Source organism: Streptomyces sp. NPDC002851 (assembly GCF_053591935.1).
Map to the genome: position 1 here is coordinate 74,739 of NZ_JBSFUT010000026.1, position 17,984 is coordinate 92,722.

The 17,984-nt window shown below is 73.3% G+C and carries 17 protein-coding genes and 1 pseudogene; 7 read left to right on the forward strand and 11 right to left on the reverse strand.

The features are described 5' to 3' along the window. Positions 1 to 74: 74 nt before the first annotated feature. From ACWD10_RS25395 to ACWD10_RS25405, 3 genes and pseudogenes are all read left to right on the forward strand, one after another. Positions 75 to 563: pseudogene (locus ACWD10_RS25395) on the forward strand (hypothetical protein); the annotation flags it as partial. 106 nt (positions 564 to 669) lie between these two features. Continuing rightward, positions 670 to 3,432, forward strand: a complete 2,763-nt coding sequence (locus tag ACWD10_RS25400; RefSeq protein ID WP_451094755.1) for an ABC transporter permease subunit — start codon at positions 670 to 672, stop codon at positions 3,430 to 3,432. Beyond that, positions 3,429 to 4,112 carry an ATP-binding cassette domain-containing protein gene (locus tag ACWD10_RS25405; RefSeq protein WP_451094757.1) on the forward strand — a complete coding sequence of 228 codons (684 nt, stop codon included), beginning with the start codon at positions 3,429 to 3,431 and terminating at the stop codon, positions 4,110 to 4,112. Before ACWD10_RS25400 ends, ACWD10_RS25405 begins: the two co-directional genes overlap by 4 nt. 171 nt (positions 4,113 to 4,283) lie before the next feature. Here ACWD10_RS25405 and ACWD10_RS25410 read toward each other — a convergent pair whose 3' ends face one another. Further along, a complete protein-coding gene (locus ACWD10_RS25410) occupies positions 4,284 to 4,964 on the reverse strand; it encodes a transglycosylase family protein (RefSeq protein WP_451094759.1) in 681 nt (226 codons plus the stop codon). Positions 4,965 to 5,269: 305 nt separating this feature from the next. Here ACWD10_RS25410 and ACWD10_RS25415 point away from each other — a divergent pair, with 305 nt between their 5' ends. Together ACWD10_RS25415 and ACWD10_RS25420 are read left to right on the forward strand one after the other, a co-directional pair. Continuing rightward, positions 5,270 to 6,076: a hypothetical protein gene (locus tag ACWD10_RS25415; protein ID WP_451094761.1), complete on the forward strand. Its 807-nt coding sequence runs from the start codon at positions 5,270 to 5,272 to the stop codon at positions 6,074 to 6,076. 139 nt (positions 6,077 to 6,215) lie between these two features. Beyond that, positions 6,216 to 6,584, forward strand: a complete 369-nt coding sequence (locus ACWD10_RS25420) for a hypothetical protein (RefSeq protein WP_451094763.1) — start codon at positions 6,216 to 6,218, stop codon at positions 6,582 to 6,584. A gap of 94 nt (positions 6,585 to 6,678) precedes the next feature. On the opposite strand, the gene der is transcribed toward ACWD10_RS25420, so the two are convergent. The 6 genes from der to ACWD10_RS25450 all read right to left on the reverse strand — a co-directional run bounded on the left by der (position 6,679) and on the right by ACWD10_RS25450 (position 11,898). Beyond that, a complete protein-coding gene (gene der, locus ACWD10_RS25425; RefSeq protein ID WP_451094765.1) occupies positions 6,679 to 8,160 on the reverse strand; it encodes a ribosome biogenesis GTPase Der in 1,482 nt (493 codons plus the stop codon). Positions 8,161 to 8,230: 70 nt separating this feature from the next. Further along, on the reverse strand, positions 8,231 to 8,959 hold the full coding sequence (locus ACWD10_RS25430; RefSeq protein ID WP_451094767.1) for a lysophospholipid acyltransferase family protein: 729 nt from the start codon (positions 8,957 to 8,959) through the stop codon (positions 8,231 to 8,233). Next, a complete protein-coding gene (gene cmk, locus ACWD10_RS25435; protein WP_451094839.1) occupies positions 8,917 to 9,612 on the reverse strand; it encodes a (d)CMP kinase in 696 nt (231 codons plus the stop codon). Before cmk ends, ACWD10_RS25430 begins: the two co-directional genes overlap by 43 nt. Positions 9,613 to 9,794: 182 nt before the next feature. Further along, positions 9,795 to 10,883: a prephenate dehydrogenase gene (locus ACWD10_RS25440; protein WP_451094769.1), complete on the reverse strand. Its 1,089-nt coding sequence runs from the start codon at positions 10,881 to 10,883 to the stop codon at positions 9,795 to 9,797. After that, complete coding sequence (gene aroH, locus ACWD10_RS25445) at positions 10,880 to 11,242, reverse strand: chorismate mutase (protein ID WP_451094771.1); 363 nt, start codon at positions 11,240 to 11,242, stop codon at positions 10,880 to 10,882. Before aroH ends, ACWD10_RS25440 begins: the two co-directional genes overlap by 4 nt. Before the next feature lie 239 nt (positions 11,243 to 11,481). Next, positions 11,482 to 11,898 (reverse strand): YidB family protein, encoded by a 417-nt coding sequence (locus ACWD10_RS25450; protein ID WP_451094773.1) that lies wholly within the window; start codon positions 11,896 to 11,898, stop codon positions 11,482 to 11,484. Between the two features lie 329 nt (positions 11,899 to 12,227). Between ACWD10_RS25450 and ACWD10_RS25455 the strand changes: the two genes are divergently transcribed. Continuing rightward, positions 12,228 to 12,659, forward strand: a complete 432-nt coding sequence (locus ACWD10_RS25455) for a Rieske (2Fe-2S) protein (protein WP_451094775.1) — start codon at positions 12,228 to 12,230, stop codon at positions 12,657 to 12,659. A gap of 45 nt (positions 12,660 to 12,704) precedes the next feature. Here ACWD10_RS25455 and ACWD10_RS25460 read toward each other — a convergent pair whose 3' ends face one another. Then, positions 12,705 to 13,856: a glycosyltransferase gene (locus ACWD10_RS25460; RefSeq protein WP_451094777.1), complete on the reverse strand. Its 1,152-nt coding sequence runs from the start codon at positions 13,854 to 13,856 to the stop codon at positions 12,705 to 12,707. Between the two features lie 212 nt (positions 13,857 to 14,068). Here ACWD10_RS25460 and ACWD10_RS25465 point away from each other — a divergent pair, with 212 nt between their 5' ends. Beyond that, on the forward strand, positions 14,069 to 14,830 hold the full coding sequence (locus ACWD10_RS25465) for a hypothetical protein (protein WP_451094779.1): 762 nt from the start codon (positions 14,069 to 14,071) through the stop codon (positions 14,828 to 14,830). A gap of 147 nt (positions 14,831 to 14,977) precedes the next feature. Here the strand turns inward: ACWD10_RS25465 and ACWD10_RS25470 are convergent, their stop codons facing one another. Genes ACWD10_RS25470 through ACWD10_RS25480 form a run of 3 tightly spaced genes read right to left on the reverse strand, consistent with a single transcriptional unit; the run spans position 14,978 to position 17,907 of the window. Next, on the reverse strand, positions 14,978 to 16,117 hold the full coding sequence (locus tag ACWD10_RS25470; protein ID WP_451094781.1) for a pseudouridine synthase: 1,140 nt from the start codon (positions 16,115 to 16,117) through the stop codon (positions 14,978 to 14,980). Between the two features lie 12 nt (positions 16,118 to 16,129). Beyond that, complete coding sequence (gene scpB, locus ACWD10_RS25475) at positions 16,130 to 16,789, reverse strand: SMC-Scp complex subunit ScpB (RefSeq protein ID WP_451094783.1); 660 nt, start codon at positions 16,787 to 16,789, stop codon at positions 16,130 to 16,132. Then, positions 16,786 to 17,907, reverse strand: a complete 1,122-nt coding sequence (locus tag ACWD10_RS25480) for a segregation and condensation protein A (protein ID WP_451094785.1) — start codon at positions 17,905 to 17,907, stop codon at positions 16,786 to 16,788. Before ACWD10_RS25480 ends, scpB begins: the two co-directional genes overlap by 4 nt. Positions 17,908 to 17,984 lie beyond the last annotated feature (77 nt).

Sequence of the window (17,984 nt, forward strand, 5' to 3'; positions counted from 1 at the left end):
GGCCCGGTGCTTTCAGGGTCAGCTTGCGGAGGGCATAGTGCAACCGATCGGCTGACATGACCAGGGAGACCCGGATGCGGACTGCTCGACCGCGCACGACGGGACCGCTGCTCTGGGCGGCCTGCGCCGCCCTCGCCGCCGGTGCGGTGCTCTGTGTGATCGGCTGGTACGGAGTGTCCGGCGAGCGCTTCGCCGAGCGGCAGATCCCGTATCTCGCGTCCAGCACGCTGCCCGGGGTCGCCCTGATCGTGTCCGGCTCGGTCCTCCTCGCCCACGCCCGTGACGCCCTGGCCGCGGCCCGGGTGCAGGAGCTGTACGAACTCCTCGTGGCTACGGCACCGGCGGAGCGGGGTGTTCCGCTGGGCGGCGCGGAGGAAGGGCTACCGGGGGCGGCGGGCCCTGCGCGCCCGAGGGCGGTCTCCGGCGAACTGCTCAGGGTCCCCGGCGGCACGCTGTGGCACCGCTCCGACTGCCCCCTCGTCGCGGGCAAGCCGGAGGCCGTCCCCGTGGCCGCCGAAGCCCTCGCGAACGGCACGTTGACCCCGTGCCCGCTCTGTGCCCCGGACGCGGGACGGGAGGAAGCGGCGGCGCGGGAGGACGGGACGAGGCCACAGGAGGACCCGGCACCCGAGGGCCCCGAGCCCGACGGCCCCGCCGCCGGGGCCTGACGTGGCTTCGCTGACGTACGACCTTGCGCTCGCGGGGCTCGCGGTCGGCAGTGCGGCCGCGCTGACCGGCATCGGCCTGATCGTCACGTACCGCGCGACCGGCGTGCTCAACTTCGCGCACGGCGCGGTCGCCATGGTCTGCGCCTACCTACTGCGCCAGTTCACCGTCGAGTGGGGCTGGCCGCTCTGGCTCGCGGCCACCGTCACGCTCCTCGGAATCGCCCCCGGCATCGGACTGCTCCTGGAACGCGCCGTCTTCCGGCCGCTCTCGATCCTCGGCAGCGACCCCGCGCAGACCCTGGTGGCCTCCATCGGCGTCTTCGTGCTCCTGGTCGGCGGGGCCGCCCTGCTCTGGGGCCAGGGCGCGCGCGCCGACGCGCCCCGGCTGCTGCCCGCCGAGCCCTGGGGGCAGCTGGCCGCCACGCTCGCGCTTGCCCTCGCGGTGTGGGCGGTGACCCGCTGGACCCGGTTCGGGGCCGAGCTGCGGGCGGTCGTCGACAACCGGCGGCTCGCCGTGCTCGGCGGCATCGACGCGGACCGAGTGGCGGCGGCGGGCTGGGCGTTCGGCTCGTTCACGGCCGGACTGACCGGCGTGCTGCTCGCGCCGTATCTGCGCCTGGACCCGTTCGGGCTGCCCCTCCTGGTCATGGAGGTGATGGCGGTCGCGGTCGGCGCGGGCATGAGCAGTCTGCCGATCGCGGTGACCGTGGCACTCGGACTCGGCGTCGTCCAGGCCCAGTTGACCCGCCTGCACCCCTCGGGCTTGGCCGAGCCGCTGCTCCGGGCGGTGGGCGCCAATCTCTTCGTGGTGGCGCTGCTCGTCGCGGCCCTGGTGCTGCCCGGCGTCGGGGACCGCGACGCGCTGCCGCGCACCGCCACGGCCCGGGTGCCCACACCGCCCTGGGCCTGGCTCGTGGCGGGCGTGCTCTTCCTGCTCCCGCTCGGCTTCGCGGGCTCCGACCTGCATACGGCGGTGCAGGTCCCGGCGCTCGCGGTGGTGCTGCTCTCGCTGGTGGTCGTCACCGGCCGGGGCGGCCAGATCTCGCTCGGGCAGGCGGCGTACGCGGGCCTGGGCGCCCTCTTCACGGCCCTGCTCGCGGCGGGCCGGTTCCCCGGCCTGCCCGCCCTGCCGCACCTGGTCGCCCTCGGCACGGCGGTACTCCTGGTGGCACCGCTCGGCCTGCTCACCGGCTGGCCCGCGATCCGGCGGCACGGCCTGGCGCTCGCGCTCGCGACGTTCGCGGTCGGCGTCGGCGTGAGCCGCTTCGTCTTCGCGCAGCCGTACGCCACGGCCGGGCTCGGCCTCGCCCGCCCCGCGGGCTTCGTGGGCGACCGCGCGTACTACGTCCTCGAACTCGTCCTGCTCACGGGCGCGTTGCTCACGGTGGCGGCGCTGCGCCGGGGCCGCACGGGGCGGGCCCTGGCGGCGATGCGGGACCACGAGGCGGGGGCGGCGGCGGCCGGAGTGCCGGTGCCGCCGCTGAAGGTGGCGGCGTTCGTGGCGGGAGCGGCACTCGCCGCGCTCGGCGGCGGCATGCTCGGGATGGGCCTGCGCGCCTTCGACGCGGCGGCGTACGACCCGGTGCGCGGCCTCCTCTGGTTCGCCGCGATCGTGGTCCTGGGCGCGGACTCCCTGCTCGGCGCGCTGATCGCGGCGGCACTCCTGGTCGGCCTCGACGCGGGCACCCGCGGCGGCGTCGCGGCAGCCGTGATCGGCATCCTGGCCGTCCTGATCGGCCGCTTCCCGGGCGGCCCGTACGACGCCCTCCGCACCGCCACCGCCGCGCTGCGCCTCCGTACCACGGCGACCCTGACGCCGCTCGGGGTCGAGGTGCGGGACCGGCTGAGCGGTGGGGGTACGCGGGGTGGGCGCGCGGCCGGCGGCTCCGGGCCCGGCACACCCGTACGCGACAAGTCCGGGCCGGAAGAGCCCGATCCGGACGACCCCGGCCCCACAGATCCCGACCCCGCAGACCCCTCACCACCCAACGGGCCCGAACCCGGCCCCCCGACAACGGCCCTGACCCCGCTGACGCCCCTGACCGCCCACGGACTCCGCGTCGTCTACGGCGGTTTCACCGCGCTCGACGGGGTCGATCTGGAGGTCGTACCGGGGCGGATCACCGCCGTGGTGGGGCCGAACGGGGCGGGGAAGAGCACGCTCTTCCACTGTCTGGCCGGTACCGTGCGGCCGGAGGCGGGCCGGGTGGAGTTCCGGGGACGGGACATCACGGGCCTGCCCGCGCACGCGCGGACCCGGCTGGGGATCGGGCGGACCTTTCAACAGCTCGCCGTCTTCCCGTCGTTGACCGTCGCCGAGAACGTCCGCGTCGGTGCCGAGCAGGGCCGGGTACGCGACCCCGAGGCCGCCGACCGGGCGCTCGCACTGCTCGGGCTCGACGGACCGGTGCGGGACCTGCCCGCCGCCGAGCTGCCCACCGGGGCCCTGCGCCGGGTCGAACTGGCCCGGGCGCTCGCGGGCTCCCCGCACGTCCTGCTGCTCGACGAGCCCGCCGCGGGCCTCGACTCCGCCGAGGTCGCGGACCTCTCCCTGGTCCTGCGGGCGCTCGCCGCGGACGGCACGGCCCTGCTCGTCGTCGAGCACGACCTCGACCTGGTGGACCAACTCGCCGACACCGTACGGGTCATGGCCGCGGGCCGCATCGTCGCCTCGGGCCCACCGGACCGGGTCCTGGACACACCGAGCGCGGCCCCGGGCAGCGGCTCGGGCAGCGGGGGCGGAACGGAGCGGCCGGAAGCATGAGCGCCGAGATCGAACTGCGCCGAGCACGCGTGCGCTACGGCCCGCTGGAGGCGCTGCACGGCGTCTCCCTCGCCGCCGTGCGCCCCGGCGTGACCGTGCTCCTCGGCCGCAACGGCTCGGGGCGTACGACGGCACTGCGGGCGCTCGCCGGGACGGTGCCGCTGTCCGGGGGCGCCGTCGTGTGGCGCGGCACCGACGTGACCCGGCTCGCCCCCCATGACCGCGCCCGCCGCGGCCTGGCCTTCGTACCGGACCGGCAAGCCGTCTTCGGCTCGCTCACGGCCGCCGAAAACCTGGAACTGGCCGCCTCACACGGCGACTTCGGCCCGGCCCTGGACGCCTACCCGGAGCTGCGCCCCCTGCTCCCCCGACGCGCGGGCACCCTCTCCGGCGGAGAGCAACGCATGCTCGCCCTGGCCCGAGCCTTACTGGCCCACCTGTCGCACGCCCGCGTACTCCTGCTCGACGAGCCGACCCAGGGCATGGCCCCGGCCATCGCCACCCGCACGTACGACCTGCTCACGGGCCTCGACGCGGCGGTCCTGATCGCCGAGCAGCACCTGCCGACCGCCCTGCGAACGGCGGGTGACGCGGCACGCAGACCCGTACTCGTACACGAACTGCGCCGCGGCGCCGTGGTGTTCAGCGGGGAGGCGGCGGAGCGAGGGGCGAGGGCCTAGGGGGTCTTACGGATCACGCCCGGTGCCGTCGACCGGGTTGCCGCCCTGGGGGCTACCGCCCCAGACCCCCACATCGGCCTTAAGGGCCTCGTCCTCAAACGCCGGACGGGCTGTTGTTTGCCCCCGTCCGCCGCGGGAGCCGCGAACCAAGATCCGTAAGACACCCCCTATCTAGCCCTTCGCCCCAACCCTCGGAATGGCGAGCACCGTCCCGATGGCGAGCAGGTCCGGGTCGCTGCCCACCGTCTTGCGGTTGGCGCGGTACAGCGCGGGCCAGCCGCCCTTGACCCGGTAGCGGGACGCGATGCCGCTCAGGGTTTCGCCGGCCGTGACCGTGTGGCGTCGGCCGCTCCCGAAGCCGTACCGCTTGGCGCAGACCGGCCAGGCATTCCAGCCCTGCGTTTCGAGTACCTTCTCGGCGACCTTGATCTGCTCCGCGCGGGTGGCGAGGTCGGCGCGCGGGGCGTAGGCGAGGCCGCCGTGCGCCTCCCAGGTCGGTTGCCCGAACTGGAGCCCGCCGTAGTGGCCGTTGCCGGTGTTGGCGTGCCAGCGGCCGCCGCTCTCGCACTCGGCGATGCAGGTCCACCGCGACTTGTTGGCGGGACATTCGAGCGCCGCCGTGTAGTACGCGGCCGCGGGGCCGGAGACGAGAGCGGCGGCGACTGACGGCCATGCGATGTCCGAACGCGCGCGGGAACGGGCCTGGGAACGGTCGTCGGTGCGGACGTCGGCCGAGGCGTGGGCCGGGGCGTGGGCCGAGGCGTCGGCCGAGGCAGCAGCAGCCTCACCGACCGGGGCCAGAGAGAGCACAGCCGCGAGTAGCGCTACGGACCAGACACGTCTGTTCGGCATGCGTCACGCTAAGCAGCGGCCCACCGCCCCTACGGGCCTGCCGCGCCCGGCACGGACGAGCCCCACCCGGTCGAGCGACCGGTCGCGAGCAACCGCCGTACACCGCCCGGAATGCAGAGCTCCGCTCACCCCGCCACCAGGACCGGCCCGCGGTGGCGGCGACCGGCTCGGGAACCGCCGCCCCGCCGCGCGTGACCTGCGCCCTTGATCGCCCGTTGTTCCCTGCATGAGGCCGGGATGAAGAGCCGGCTCACGGGCCGGGGCCCTCCCGGCCGAGCGACGCACCGAAATTCCGAGGAGCACCCGTGCAGCGCATGCTCGACGTCAGCGACGACGTACGCGCCGAGATCGGCGATGAAGAGGCCGACCGGCTGCTCACCGGCGACAACTCCCCGGGCAGTTACGACTGCACGTCCTGCCGCACCCCGGGCGACTCGTCCCAGGAGCGCACCAGCACCGTCCTCTTCGTCGGCGACGAGACCGCGGTCCTCGCCTTCGCCCACGCCACCTGTCTCCCCTCACAGGTGGTCAAGGTCGCCGAGGAGCAGCTCCAGGGCGCCGTACGCTCCATCACCGGCGAGGCCGCCTCGGAGGGCCTGTCGGCTCCGGCGGCCCCGGCGGACCGGCCGATCCCGGGCGGGCAGGCCGTGCTCGGCGTCACCAGCGGGCTCGTACTGCTCCAGGGCGAGCTGCACCCGGCGCTCGTCGTGGAGCCCACGGGCCCCATCGCCCGGCCCGGCTCGACCGCCTCCGGGGACGAGTTCCTGACGCTCCTCGTGGAGCAGGGGTTCGCGCCGGTCAGCGAGCTGAGCGTGCCCCCGGCCGAGCTGAACGGCTGGTCGGTGCTGTTCGCCGCGGGGCAGCTGCACGCCGTGCTCCAGCCCGGCGGCGCCGACAGCCCCTCGGTCGCCTGGTGGCAGGCGCACCAGCCGCTCCAGGTCACGGAGGGCTGGCGGGCCGCGGCGCACCAGCAGGGGCGGGTCCTCGTCTACTGCGCCCCGGTCGGCTCGATCGGCCACCAGCCGCGTGAGGACCTGCTGCGCGACGCCCTGGACAAGGCGGCGGGCGGCGGCCGCCTGGTCGCCGCGGCCATGCCCCTCAGCGGAGCCTGATCCTCGCACCACCTGGGCGCGACCCGGGGAGCCTCACTCGGATGCGGCACGAACTCGCTCGTACCGCATCCGATGAGGCCCCCGGGTCGTTTGCACTTACGTGCCGTCCTACGACCCCTCCCGCCACCAGATTCCCCCCATGCGACGCCCCGCGAGGGACGCCTCCGCAGGCCGCTCGGCCACACCGATCTACGACGAGCTGTACGCGGAGTGGCGCCGGTCCTTCAAAGCCCTGCCCGGCGACCGCAGCGGCGAGGAGGACCTGGGCCTCCCGGGCTTCGACAGCCGCCAGCCGTACGCCTCGCAGCACGGACACCCGGGCAGCCACACCAGCTTCACGGGCCACCCGGACCCCACCGCCCACTCCTCCGGCCACCACGAACACACCGGCCACTCGGAGGGGTCCTCAGGGTCCTTCTCCTGGTACGCGACCGAGCGGCAGCGCGGAGCGCGCCCCCCGGCGGCCCTGCCCCCGGCCCCGCGCCGCCCGCGCTGGGAACGGGCCTAGGCCCTCTCCATCCGAAGCGGGGGTCTGGGGGCGGCAGCCCCCAGATGCGGCCACCGAGCCGACGGGACCGATACGGCTCCGGAAGACCCGCCGCCTACTTCTTGCGGCCGCGCTTCTCGCGCACCCGTACCGAAATATGGATCGGCGTGCCCTCGAAGCCGAACTCCTCGCGCAGCCGCCGCTCCACGTAGCGCCGGTAGCCGTGCTCGATGAAGCCCGAGGCGAAGAGCACGAAGCGGGGCGGCTTGGTGCCCGCCTGGGTGCCGAAGAGGATGCGGGGCTGCTTGCCGCCGCGGATCGGGTGCGGGTGGGACGAGACCAGCTCGCCGAGGAACGCGTTCAGGCGGCCGGTGGGCACCCGGGTCTCCCAGCCCGCGAGCGCCGTCTCGATCGCCGGGACCAGCTTCTCCATGTGCCGCCCGGTCTGCGCCGAGACGTTGACCCGGGGCGCCCACGCGACCTGGCCCAGCTCGGTCTCGATCTCGCGCTCCAGGTAGTAGCGGCGCTCCTCGTCGAGGGTGTCCCACTTGTTGTACGCCATCACGATCGCGCGCCCGGCCTCCACGGCCATGGTCACGATGCGCTGGTCCTGGACGCTGATGGTTTCGCTGGCGTCGATGAGGATGACCGCGACCTCGGCCTTCTCGACGGCGGCCGCGGTGCGCAGGGACGCGTAGTAGTCGGCGCCCTGCTGCAGGTGGACGCGCTTACGGATGCCCGCCGTGTCCACGAACTTCCAGGTGACGCCGCCGAGTTCGATGAGTTCGTCGACCGGGTCGCGGGTGGTGCCCGCCAGTTCGTTGACGACGACGCGCTCTTCCTTGGCCACCTTGTTCAGGAGCGAGGACTTGCCGACGTTCGGGCGGCCGATCAGGGCGATCCGGCGCGGGCCGCCGATGGCCGCACCGCCGAAGGTCTCGCGCGGGGCGTCCGGCAGCGCCTCGATGACGGCGTCCAGCATGTCGCCGGTGCCGCGGCCGTGCAGTGAGGAGACGGGGTGCGGCTCACCGATGCCGAGGGCCCACAGGGCGGTCGCATCGGCCTCGCCGCTGGGGCCGTCGACCTTGTTGGCGCACAGCACCACGGGCTTCTTGGACCGGCGGAGCAGCTTGACCACGGCCTCGTCGGTGTCCGTGACGCCGACCGTGGAGTCGACCACGAAGACCACGGCGTCCGCGGCCTCGATGGCGTACTCGGCCTGCGCGGCCACGGACGCGTCGATGCCGAGCACGTCCTGCTCCCAGCCGCCGGTGTCGACGACCTTGAAGCGGCGCCCGGCCCACTCGGCCTCGTACGTGACGCGGTCCCGGGTGACGCCCGGCTTGTCCTCGACGACCGCCTCGCGGCGGCCGATGATCCGGTTCACCAGGGTCGACTTGCCGACATTGGGGCGGCCGACGACGGCGAGCACCGGCAGCGGGCCGTGCCCGGCCGCGTCGATGGCGCCCTCGACGTCCTCGAGGTCGAAGCCCTCTTCCGCGGCGAGCTCCATGAACTCCGCGTACTCGGCGTCGCCAAGCTCCCCGTGCTCGTGCTCGAAGCCGGCCGAGCCCTCGGGCAGGTTCTGGTCGTTCATGAAGTCCGTACCTCTGTCATTTTCGTGATCGGTGGACCGCCTCGGGGCGGCCCACTACTCAAAGTCTCGCTCAGCGTCCGGTCAGACGCCTGGCGTTTTCCAGGTGGCCGGTCAGCCGGTCCTGAATGCGCACGGTCGCCTCGTCGAGCGCCTTACGGGTACGCCGCCCGCTCCCGTCCCCCGCGTCGAACGGGTCCCCGAACACGACGTCGATCCGGCTGCGCAGCCGCGGCAGTCCCTGCACGACCCGGCTGCGCCGCTCGGTGCTGCCGAGCACCGCCACCGGCACGATCGGCGCCCCGCTGCGCACCGCGAAGTACGCGAGGCCCGCGCGCAGCGACGCGAAGTCGCCCTCGCCCCGGGTGCCCTCGGGAAAGATCCCGAGGACGCCGCCGTCCCGGAGCACGGCGAGCGCGTCGGTGACCGCGGCCCGGTCGGCGGTGGACCGGTCGACCTCCAACTGCCCGATGTGGCGCAGGAACCGGCCGAGCGGGCCGACGAAGGCCTCCTTCTTGACCAGGAAGTGGGCGGGCCGCGGCGCGGTGCCCATCACCATCGGGCCGTCGACGTTGTGCGTGTGGTTCACGGCCAGGATCACCGGGCCGCTCGCGGGCACCCGCCAGGAGCCGAGCACCCGCGGGCGCCAGAGCCCGTACATCAGGCCGACGCCGATCCGGCGGCCGAGCTCCGCGCCCGCCTCGGAGGGCGTGAGCTCAGTGCGCTGCCCGGGCTGCCTGGTCCGGCTGGGCTGCCTGGTCAACGGGTCGCTCGCTTCTCCTCGACGAGGGTGACGACGCACTCGATGACCTGCTGGAGCGTGAGCTCGGTGGTGTCCACCTCGACGGCGTCGTCCGCCTTCGCGAGCGGCGAGGTCTTCCGGCCCGAGTCGGCGGCGTCCCGCTTGATCAGGGCTTCCTGGGTGGCCTTGATGTCGGCGCCCTTCAGCTCACCGTTACGACGGGCGGCGCGGGCCTCCGGGGACGCGGTGAGGAAGATCTTCAGGTCGGCGTCCGGCAGCACCGTCGTACCGATGTCGCGGCCCTCGACGACGATGCCCTTCTCGGCGCCCGCGGCGATGGAGCGCTGGAGCTCGGTGATCCGGGTGCGCACCTCGGGCACCGCGCTCACGGCGCTGACCTTGGAGGTGACCTCCTGGGTGCGGATCGGCCCGGCGACGTCGGTGCCGTCGACGCTGATGGTCGGGGCGGCCGGGTCGGTACCGGAGACGATCTCCGGCTTGTGCGCGGCGGCGGCGATGGCGGCCGGGTCCGCGAGGTCGATGCCGTTGTTCACCATCCACCAGGTGATCGCCCGGTACTGGGCGCCGGTGTCCAGGTAGCTCAGGCCGAGCTGCGCGGCGACGGCCTTGGAGGTGCTGGACTTGCCCGTGCCGGAGGGGCCGTCGATGGCGACAATCACTGCTGCCGGGGCGGTCCGGGCGGCGGTTTCCACGGTGGCGTACACCTTCCTGATCACGGGTTCGAGGGGGCAGACCGAAAATGGCCCCGCTCAAGGTTACTGGGTCCAGCACCGAAGCCCGTCCGGCGATTGAGGACGAGCGCCTTCAGCGCGATGTGCGGCGACCGAGCCGACGGTACGGGACAGGTTCCGTGAGAGACGCCCCGGCCTCGGAGCTACTGCTGCCGCAGGTTCCAGCCCCGCTCCCGCAGGGCCGCGCTGAGCACCGGTGCCGCCTTGGGCTCGACCATGAGCTGGATCAGGCCGGCCTGCTGGCCGGTGGCGTGTTCGATGCGGACGTCCTCGATGTTGACGCCCGCCATGCCCGCGTCGGCGAAGATCCGGGCCAGCTGGCCGGGCTGGTCGCTGATGAGGACGGCCACGGTCTCGTACCGCGTCGGGGCGGAGCCGTGCTTGCCAGGCATCCGGGCCCGGCCCGCGTTGCCGCGGCGCAGCACCCGCTCGATGCCCTCGGTGCCGGAGCGCCGCTTCTCCTCGTCGGAGGACTGGAGGGCGCGCAGCGCGGCGACGGTCTCGTCCAGGTCGGTGGCGACGGCGCCGAGCAGGTCGGCGACCGGGCCGGGGTTGGCGGCGAGGATGTCGAGCCACATCCGCGGGTCGGACGCGGCGATCCGCGTGACGTCCCGGATGCCCTGGCCGCACAGGCGTACCGCCGCGTCCTCGGCGTTCTCCAGGCGGGCCGCGACCATGCTGGAGACCAGGTGCGGCATGTGCGAGACGAGGGCCACGGCGCGGTCGTGGGCGTCGGCCTCCATGACGACCGGGACCGCGCGGCAGAGCGCCACCAGCTCGAGGGCGAGGTTGAGGACCTCGGTGTCGGAGTCGCGGGTGGGCGTCAGGACCCAGGGGCGTCCCTCGAAGAGGTCGGCGGTGGCGGCGAGCGGGCCCGACCTTTCGCGGCCGGACATGGGGTGGGTGCCGATGTACCGGCTCAGGTCGAGGCCGAGCTGCTCCAGCTCGCGGCGCGGGCCGCCCTTGACGCTGGCCACGTCGATGTAGCCGCGGGCGGCGCCCCGGCCCATCGCGTCGGCGAGGGTCGCGGCCGCGTGCGCGGGCGGTACGGCGACCACGACGAGGTCGACCGGGCCGTCCGGCGGGGTGTCGGTACCGGCGCCGAGGGAGGCCGCGGTGCGGGCCTGCTCCGGGTCGTGGTCGGCGAGGTGCACGGTCACGCCGCGGCTCGCCAGGGCCAGGGCGGCGGAGGTACCGATCAGACCGGTGCCGATGACGAGGGCGGTTCTCACTGGGCGATGTCCTTGCGGAGGGCGGCTGCGGCGCCGAGGTACACGTGGGCGATCTCGGAGCGTGGCTTGTCGGACTCGATGTGGGCGAGTACGCGGACGACCCGGGGCATGGCACCTTCGACGTCGAGTTCCTGGGCGCAGATCAGCGGGACGTCCGTGATGCCGAGGCGGCGGGCGGCGGCCGCCGGGAAGTCGCTGCGCAGGTCGGGGGTGGCCGTGAACCAGACGCTGATCAGGTCCTCCCCGGTCAGGCCGTTCCGCTCCAGGACGGCGGTGAGCAGGTCACCGACCTGCTCGTCCATGTGCTCGGCGTCGTCCCGCTCCAGCTGGACGGCGCCTCGGACCGCTCGTACCGCCACGGTGCCCGCTCCTTGCTACTTCTGTTGTCCGCCCAGGCCGTACGTCCCAACGCCGCGCTGCACGCTGTACTGCCCTGGGCCCCGGCTCTCGGATCAAGCGTATACAGGCCGGGACCGGCGGGTGCGCGGCGCCCGTCTGGCGAGACGGACGCCGCGCACTCTCCCCGCCGGGTGTGTGGGCCGGAACCGCCGCGCGCGGGCGGGGAGTTGACCGGCACTTGGACAAGGTCGGGAGCTGCCTAGAGCCGCTGGTGCTTGATCAGTTCGTCCATGGACGTGGGCACCTCGCCGTTGGGGGTCAGTCGGTCGATGGCCTGCGGGAGCTCCCGCGCGATCTGGTCGGCGGCCTGCTCGGGGCTCACACCGGCCTCCTGCGCGGCCTGCTGCAGCACCTCGTCCGGCAGGGCCCGGCGCAGCTGCTCGACGGTCAAGGGCTGGTTCTCGCCGGTGCTGACCCAGGACTTGGCCTGGTCCGTGAGCCCCGCCCGGGTCAGGCCGTCCAAGAGCCCGGAGAGCGCGTTCCGGCCGTCGCCGTAGTTGCTCATCAGGGCCGTGATCAGGGCGCCCAGGATGCCGCCGCCGCGCGACGGGCCAGGCCGCCCGTCGCCGCCCAGAAGCCCGCCGAGGATGGTGCCCAGATCGTTGCTCTGCGTCATCGTCCTGCCTTTCGGAAGGTCGCCCGGTCCCGGCGCACGGCCGATACCGGACCTTCCCAATGTCACCCCGGGCGCCCGTACCCGCCACTTGGGCACGGGGCGGTGCGTGGCCCGGGTGGCGGCGGAGGGCTTGTGCGGCCGCGGCCCCGGTGGTCTCGTGGGCGTCGGCGCCGCGATTCCCGAAGTCCCCCTCGCCCCCGCCGGACCGGAGTGACGCGATGACGCGTGAACGTACGACGATGACAACTGCCTGTGAGCACACGCGCTGTGAAGACACGCTCTGTGAGCACACACCCGATGCCCGTACGCCCCGCAGGACCGTCCTGTCCGTGGGCGCCGCACTCGCGGGCACGGCCGTCGCAGGCGCGGCGCTCGCGGGCTGCGGCGCGGAGAACCAGGGCGAGCCCGATGAGCCGAACGAGACGGACGAGACGGATCCCACGGGCAACACGCGCGGCACGGCCTCGCCCGGCGACGGGGAGTTGGCGCTCACCTCGGCGATCCCGGTCGGCGGCGGCAAGGTGTTCAAGGCGGAGAAGGTCGTCGTGACCCAGCCCGACGAGGGCACCTTCAAGGGCTTCTCGGCGGTGTGCACCCACCGCGGCTGTACGGTCGCGAACGTATCGGGCGGGACCATCAACTGCGTCTGCCACGGCAGCAAGTTCAACGTCGACGACGGCTCGGTCGCCCGCGGTCCCGCGACGCGGCCCCTGCCCGGCAGGGAGCTCGAGGTGGACGGGGACTCGATCTCGCTCGCGTGAGTTCGCCTGAGCTCGCGTGCCGGGAACCGAGGGCGAGGACCGTCCCTACCGCTTCCGCCCCCTGGCCGCCTTCCCGGCCCGGGCGGCCTTGGGCCTGCGCCCGGGGCGGGGCGGCCCCGGGACGGCGGCGACATGCCGTGCGGAGAACTCCCTGTTGATCTCGGTCTGGCTGCGGATCGCCGTCGGCAGGTCCGGCATGGCGAGCAGGCGGTCGCAGGCCTGGACGGAGGCGGCATGATCACCCACCCAGTGGGCGGCGATGGAGAACTCGAAGAGCAGACCCCACCGGTACACCCACGACCTGGTGAAGAGCAGGTCGTCCGGTTCGCGTCGGCCGACGACCCCGGCGAGCAGGGCGTACGCAGTGCGATGGCGGCCCCGGACACGCAGCCTGGAGGCCAACTCGTAGCAGGCTTCGAGCCGTTGGGGACGTGACTCCCAGGCCCGGGTGAACGTGTCCATCGCCCCGGGCCAGTCGCCGGTCTCCTCCGCCTTGAGGACCCCGGCCTCCAGGAGCGAGCAGTAGACCTCCTCGGCCCAGCCGCCCATCCCCGCGCGGCGCTCGTACAAGGCGACGGCCTCCTCGGCGTGCCCCAGGTCGCGTTCGGTGTTGGCGAGGTAGAAGACGGTGCGCGGATTGGCGGGGTCGCGTTCGAGCTCGGCCCGCAGCAGCCGCGCGTCGCGCTCGAACTTGTCCGCGCGGCAGCCGCCGTCGGCATGGTCCTCGATCACAAGCGCGTCCAGGTTCTGCTGGTCGTCGGGCTCGTCGGTGCACGGGTACTCGTGGGTCACGCCCTCGTACCGCCACAGCCGGTCGCCCCGCATGAGGTGCTTGAACCGGTGCTGGGTGCCCGGAGTGTCGTAGCGCAGCATGTACGAGCCCGCCGTCAGCCGGGGCAGCGGGGCGTCCTGGCGCAGCACGTGGTCCGCGTCGAGGGTGAGCAGGTAGTCGGCCTTGCCGTGGGCATGCTGGATGTTCCGGGTCCGGTTGTGCCCGAAGTCGACCCAGGGCTCCTCACGCAGCTCGCCCGGGATGCCGTCGAGCGCCTTGCGGATCACGTCCTGGGTGCCGTCCGTCGAACCGGTGTCGGAGATCACCCAGTGGTCGATGAGGGGACGGACGGACGCCAGGCAGCGCTCGATCACGCCCGCCTCGTTCTTGACGATCATGCACAGGCAAAGGGTCTGCTGCTTCACGGGCGCCAACGTGGCACAGCCCGCATCCCCTACCGCTGATCCACGCGGAGCGCAACTCGGAGGGGCCCTGATCGGACGTGTGCCGATTAGTCCGTTGCGTCAACGAGCGGGCGCGTCACCGCCGGGGTCCACCCATCGAGCCGCCGGGCCGCGCCAGGCTCGCACGCAGGTCCGGGAGGTCACCCGGACCGGTTGAGGAAGGAAAGCCACAGATGAACTCCGAGGACAGGACGCCGTCGTACCGGAGGACCTCGCGCCTGGGCCCGGTGGCCCGGGACCGGTTCACGAAGGCCGGAATGGTGGCCTCGCTCGCGCTGGTCCTGGCGGCCGGTGTGGCGAGTCCGGCCGCCGCCGCGGCCCAGAACGTGACCCGCCACGCGACGGCGACCGCCGCGCCCGCCACGGGCGACAAGTGCAAGTCCGGCCACCACCCCCACGGCCAAAAGGGCGCCTTCACGCCCGATGGCTACGGCCACGACAAGTGCAAGGGCGCGACGGGTCCCACGGGCCCGACCGGGCCGACCGGGCCCACCGGTGCCACCGGCCCGAGCGGCGGCGAGCCGGGCCCGACGGGCCCGACGGGCCCGACGGGAGCCACCGGCGCGGCGGGACCGTGCGTCGAGATCGACGGGTTCCAGGACCAGCAGGTGTACGAGGTCCGCGGCGCGGTGAGCGACGGCATCACCTACGCGGGTATCCGCGACGTCCGCCCCGGACAGGACCACACCCTGCGGTGGACCGACCTCAGCGGCCTCCTCGGCTATCCCGACGACGCCTGCGGCGTGTCCATCAACGAGCACAGCCAGGGCAACCAGGATCTGGCAGGCATCAAGATCGACATCATCACGGAGGAGGGCCTCGTCTACGAGACCATCTGCACCGAGGGCCACACCGCGAGCGCCCTGGCCACACTGAACTGTCCCGGCCCCTGGACCGAGCTGAACTCGCCCGAGCCGGGCAACGTCGACGAATAACCCGTAGCCCCCACTCACCCCTCGGGGATACGCGACCAAGGCGAGGGCCCGGTCACGCCGTCAGACGTGACCGGGCCCTCGGCCTGCTCGAAGGCACGTACCACGGAAGGAAGGCACGTCCCGCCGAAGGAATGACCTACAGGTGACCTACAGGTCGACTTCCTTCATCAGCATGCCGACCTCCGTATTGGAGAGCCGCCGCAGCCAGCCCGACTTCTGGTCGCCGAGCGTGATCGGGCCGAAGGCGACGCGCACCAGCTTGTCGACCGGGAATCCGGCCTCTGCCAGCATGCGGCGCACGATGTGCTTGCGGCCCTCGTGCAGGGTGACCTCGACGAGGTAGTTCTTGCCGGTCTGCTCGACGACGCGGAAGTGGTCCGCGCGCGCGTAGCCGTCCTCCAGCTGGATGCCGTCCTTGAGCCGCTTGCCCAGGTCGCGCGGGATGGGCCCGACGATGGCGGCGAGGTAGGTCTTCTTCACGCCGTACTTGGGGTGCGTCAGGCGGTGCGCCAGCTCGCCGTGGTTGGTGAGCAGGATGATGCCCTCGGTCTCGGTGTCGAGCCGCCCCACGTGGAAGAGCCGCGTCTCACGGTTCTGCACGTAGTCGCCCAGGCACTGGCGGCCCTCCGGGTCCTCCATCGTGGAGACGACGCCGGCGGGCTTGTTCAGGGCGAAGAACTGGTACGACTGCGTGGCCACGGTCAGGCCGTCGACCTTGATCTCGTCCTTGGCGGGGTCGACCCGCAGGCCCTGCTCGACCACGATCTTGCCGTTGACCTCGACCCGGGCCTGGTCGACCAGTTCCTCGCAGGCGCGCCGGGAGCCGTACCCGGCCCGCGCGAGCACCTTCTGCAGCCGCTCGCCCTCCTGCTCGGCACCGGGGAACGTCTTGGGCGGCTTCACGGCGCCATTGCCCGCGTTCCGCTCGGAAGTGCCCGCGTACCGGTCCCGATTGCGCTCCTCGGCGCGCGTCTCGTACTCACGGGAGCGGGCGGGCGCCGTACGCCTGCGGCCCTGCTCCGGCGACCGCTTGGGGCCGCCCTTGGCGCCGCCCCGGGCCGACGCGCCACGTCCCGATTTCGGGCCGTCCTGCGTGGCGCCCTGGCCCACGTCGTAGCGGCGCTCCTCGGGGCGTGGCTTCTTCGGCCGCCCGCCCTGCTTGTCGTCGCGGTTGTTACCGGCACCGCGGTAATTGCCGCGGCCACCGCTGCTGCCGCGGCCGCCGCTGTGCCCACCACGGCTCCCGCCGTTGTTTCCGCTGCTGTTCCTGCCGCTGCTGCTTCGCATCAAAGTTCCGTCTTAGTCGTCTGTGGCTCCGGGACCCGGCGCATCGGGTGCGTCCGGGTCGAACGACGGCACGCCTTCCTGCGTATCGCCCTCGATCGCGTCAGCCTCGGGGAGGAAGGGCGCGAGCTCCGGGAGTTCGTCCAGGCCGCGCAGGCCCATCCGCTCCAGAAAGTAGTTCGTCGTCCTGTACAGGATCGCACCTGTTTCGGGTTCCGCGCCCGCCTCCTCCAGGAGGCCCCGCTGGAGCAGGGTCCGCATCACGCCGTCACAGTTCACGCCGCGCACCGCGGAGACCCGGGAGCGGCTCACCGGCTGGCGGTACGCGACCACGGCGAGGGTCTCCAGAGCGGCCTGGGTGAGCCGGGCCTGCTGCCCGTCGAGCACGAAGGACTCGACGGCGGCGGCGTACTCGGGCCGCGTGTAGAACCGCCAGCCGCCCGCGACCAGGCGCAGCTCGAAGCCGCGTCGCTGCACGGTGTACTCGTCGGCGAGCTCGCGCAGCGCGTCGGCGACCTGGCGGCGCGGCCGGTCGAGCACCTTGGCCAGGTGCTCCTCGGTGGCGGGCTCGTCGACGACCATGAGGACCGCTTCGAGTGCGGGCTTGAGCTCCAGGTCGGCGACCTCGAGCAGCCCGGCCTCAGCACCGTCCACGGGGCTCTCCTGCACGCTCATCCGCGGTCCTCCTCCTCGTTCTGCTCCGAGTCGTTCTTCTGCTTCGAGTCGATGTCGGCTGCGTCGGCTGCGTCGTCAGCGGGTTCGGGTGCCCGGTCGAACTCGTCCGTGACCAGGGGCTCGGCGTCCTCGCCGCCGGTCCAGCGGACCACGAGGTCGCCGAGCGCCTCGTCCTGGTCGAGGGCGACCGCCTTCTCGCGGTAGAGCTCGAGCAGCGCCAGGAACCGGGCGACCACGGTGAGCGTGTCCGGCGCGTCCGCGACGAGTTCCCGGAAGCTCGCCTGCCCGGCCTCGCGCAGCCGCGCCACGACGACCTCGGCCTGTTCCCGTACGGAGACCAGCGGGGCGTGGATGTGGTCGACGTACACCTGCGGCTTCGGCTTGGGCTGCATGGCCTTCACGGCCAGCTTGGCGAACCCCTCGGCGCCGATGCTGATGACCACCTCGGGCAGCAGCTCTGCGTGGTGCGCTTCGAGCCCGACGGTACGGGGGTAGCGCCGGGCCTCGTCGTCCAGGCGACGGCTGAAGATGTCGGCGATCTCCTTGTACGCCCGGTACTGAAGCAGCCGCGCGAACAGCAGGTCACGCGCCTCGAGCAGCGCCAGGTCCGCCTCGTCCTCGACCTCGGCGGCGGGAAGCAGCCGGGCTGCCTTGAGGTCGAGCAGTGTGGCGGCCACGACGAGGAACTCGGTGGTCTGGTCCAGGTCCCAGTCCGGGCCCATGGCCCGGATATGCGCCATGAACTCGTCGGTGACCTTGGACAGGGCGACCTCGGTGACATCCAGCTTGTGCTTGGAGATCAGCTGGAGCAGCAGGTCGAAGGGCCCCTCGAAGTTGTCGAGCCGCACCTTGAAACGACCGTCGTCGGCACCATCGCTCCCGGCGTCGGGTTCGGGGTCGGGGTCGGGTACGGGGGCCGCTTCCGGTTCCCGCTCTGGTTCCAGCTCCGCCTCGGGCTCCGGCGCCGCCTCGGGCTCCCGTACCGGCTCCGGCTCCCGTACGGGCTCCGGCGCCGCCTCGGGTTCCGCCGGTGCGGGCGGCGGCGCCGCACCCGGCCCGAGGCCGAGGGAGCGTCGGCCGCCGCGGCGCGGGGCGGCGGGTTCTTCGGTGGTCGACATCGGGGTCCAGTGGGGGCAGCACGGAGGGGCCTGCCAGTACGTACGGCACGTACCAGCACGTACGAGCGGCTATGCAC

Excerpts from the sequence above, each read along its gene's own strand:
- ACWD10_RS25410 (WP_451094759.1), bottom strand. The coding sequence starts at position 4,964 with ATGCCGAACAGACGTGTCTGGTCCGTAGCGCTACTCGCGGCTGTGCTC.
- ACWD10_RS25405 (WP_451094757.1), top strand. The coding sequence starts at position 3,429 with ATGAGCGCCGAGATCGAACTGCGCCGAGCACGCGTGCGCTACGGCCCG.
- der (WP_451094765.1), bottom strand. The coding sequence starts at position 8,160 with ATGAACGACCAGAACCTGCCCGAGGGCTCGGCCGGCTTCGAGCACGAG.
- ACWD10_RS25480 (WP_451094785.1), bottom strand. The coding sequence starts at position 17,907 with ATGTCGACCACCGAAGAACCCGCCGCCCCGCGCCGCGGCGGCCGACGC.
- scpB (WP_451094783.1), bottom strand. The coding sequence starts at position 16,789 with ATGAGCGTGCAGGAGAGCCCCGTGGACGGTGCTGAGGCCGGGCTGCTC.
- ACWD10_RS25450 (WP_451094773.1), bottom strand. The coding sequence starts at position 11,898 with ATGACGCAGAGCAACGATCTGGGCACCATCCTCGGCGGGCTTCTGGGC.
- ACWD10_RS25470 (WP_451094781.1), bottom strand. The coding sequence starts at position 16,117 with ATGCGAAGCAGCAGCGGCAGGAACAGCAGCGGAAACAACGGCGGGAGC.
- ACWD10_RS25420 (WP_451094763.1), top strand. The coding sequence starts at position 6,216 with ATGCGACGCCCCGCGAGGGACGCCTCCGCAGGCCGCTCGGCCACACCG.
- ACWD10_RS25465 (WP_451094779.1), top strand. The coding sequence starts at position 14,069 with ATGAACTCCGAGGACAGGACGCCGTCGTACCGGAGGACCTCGCGCCTG.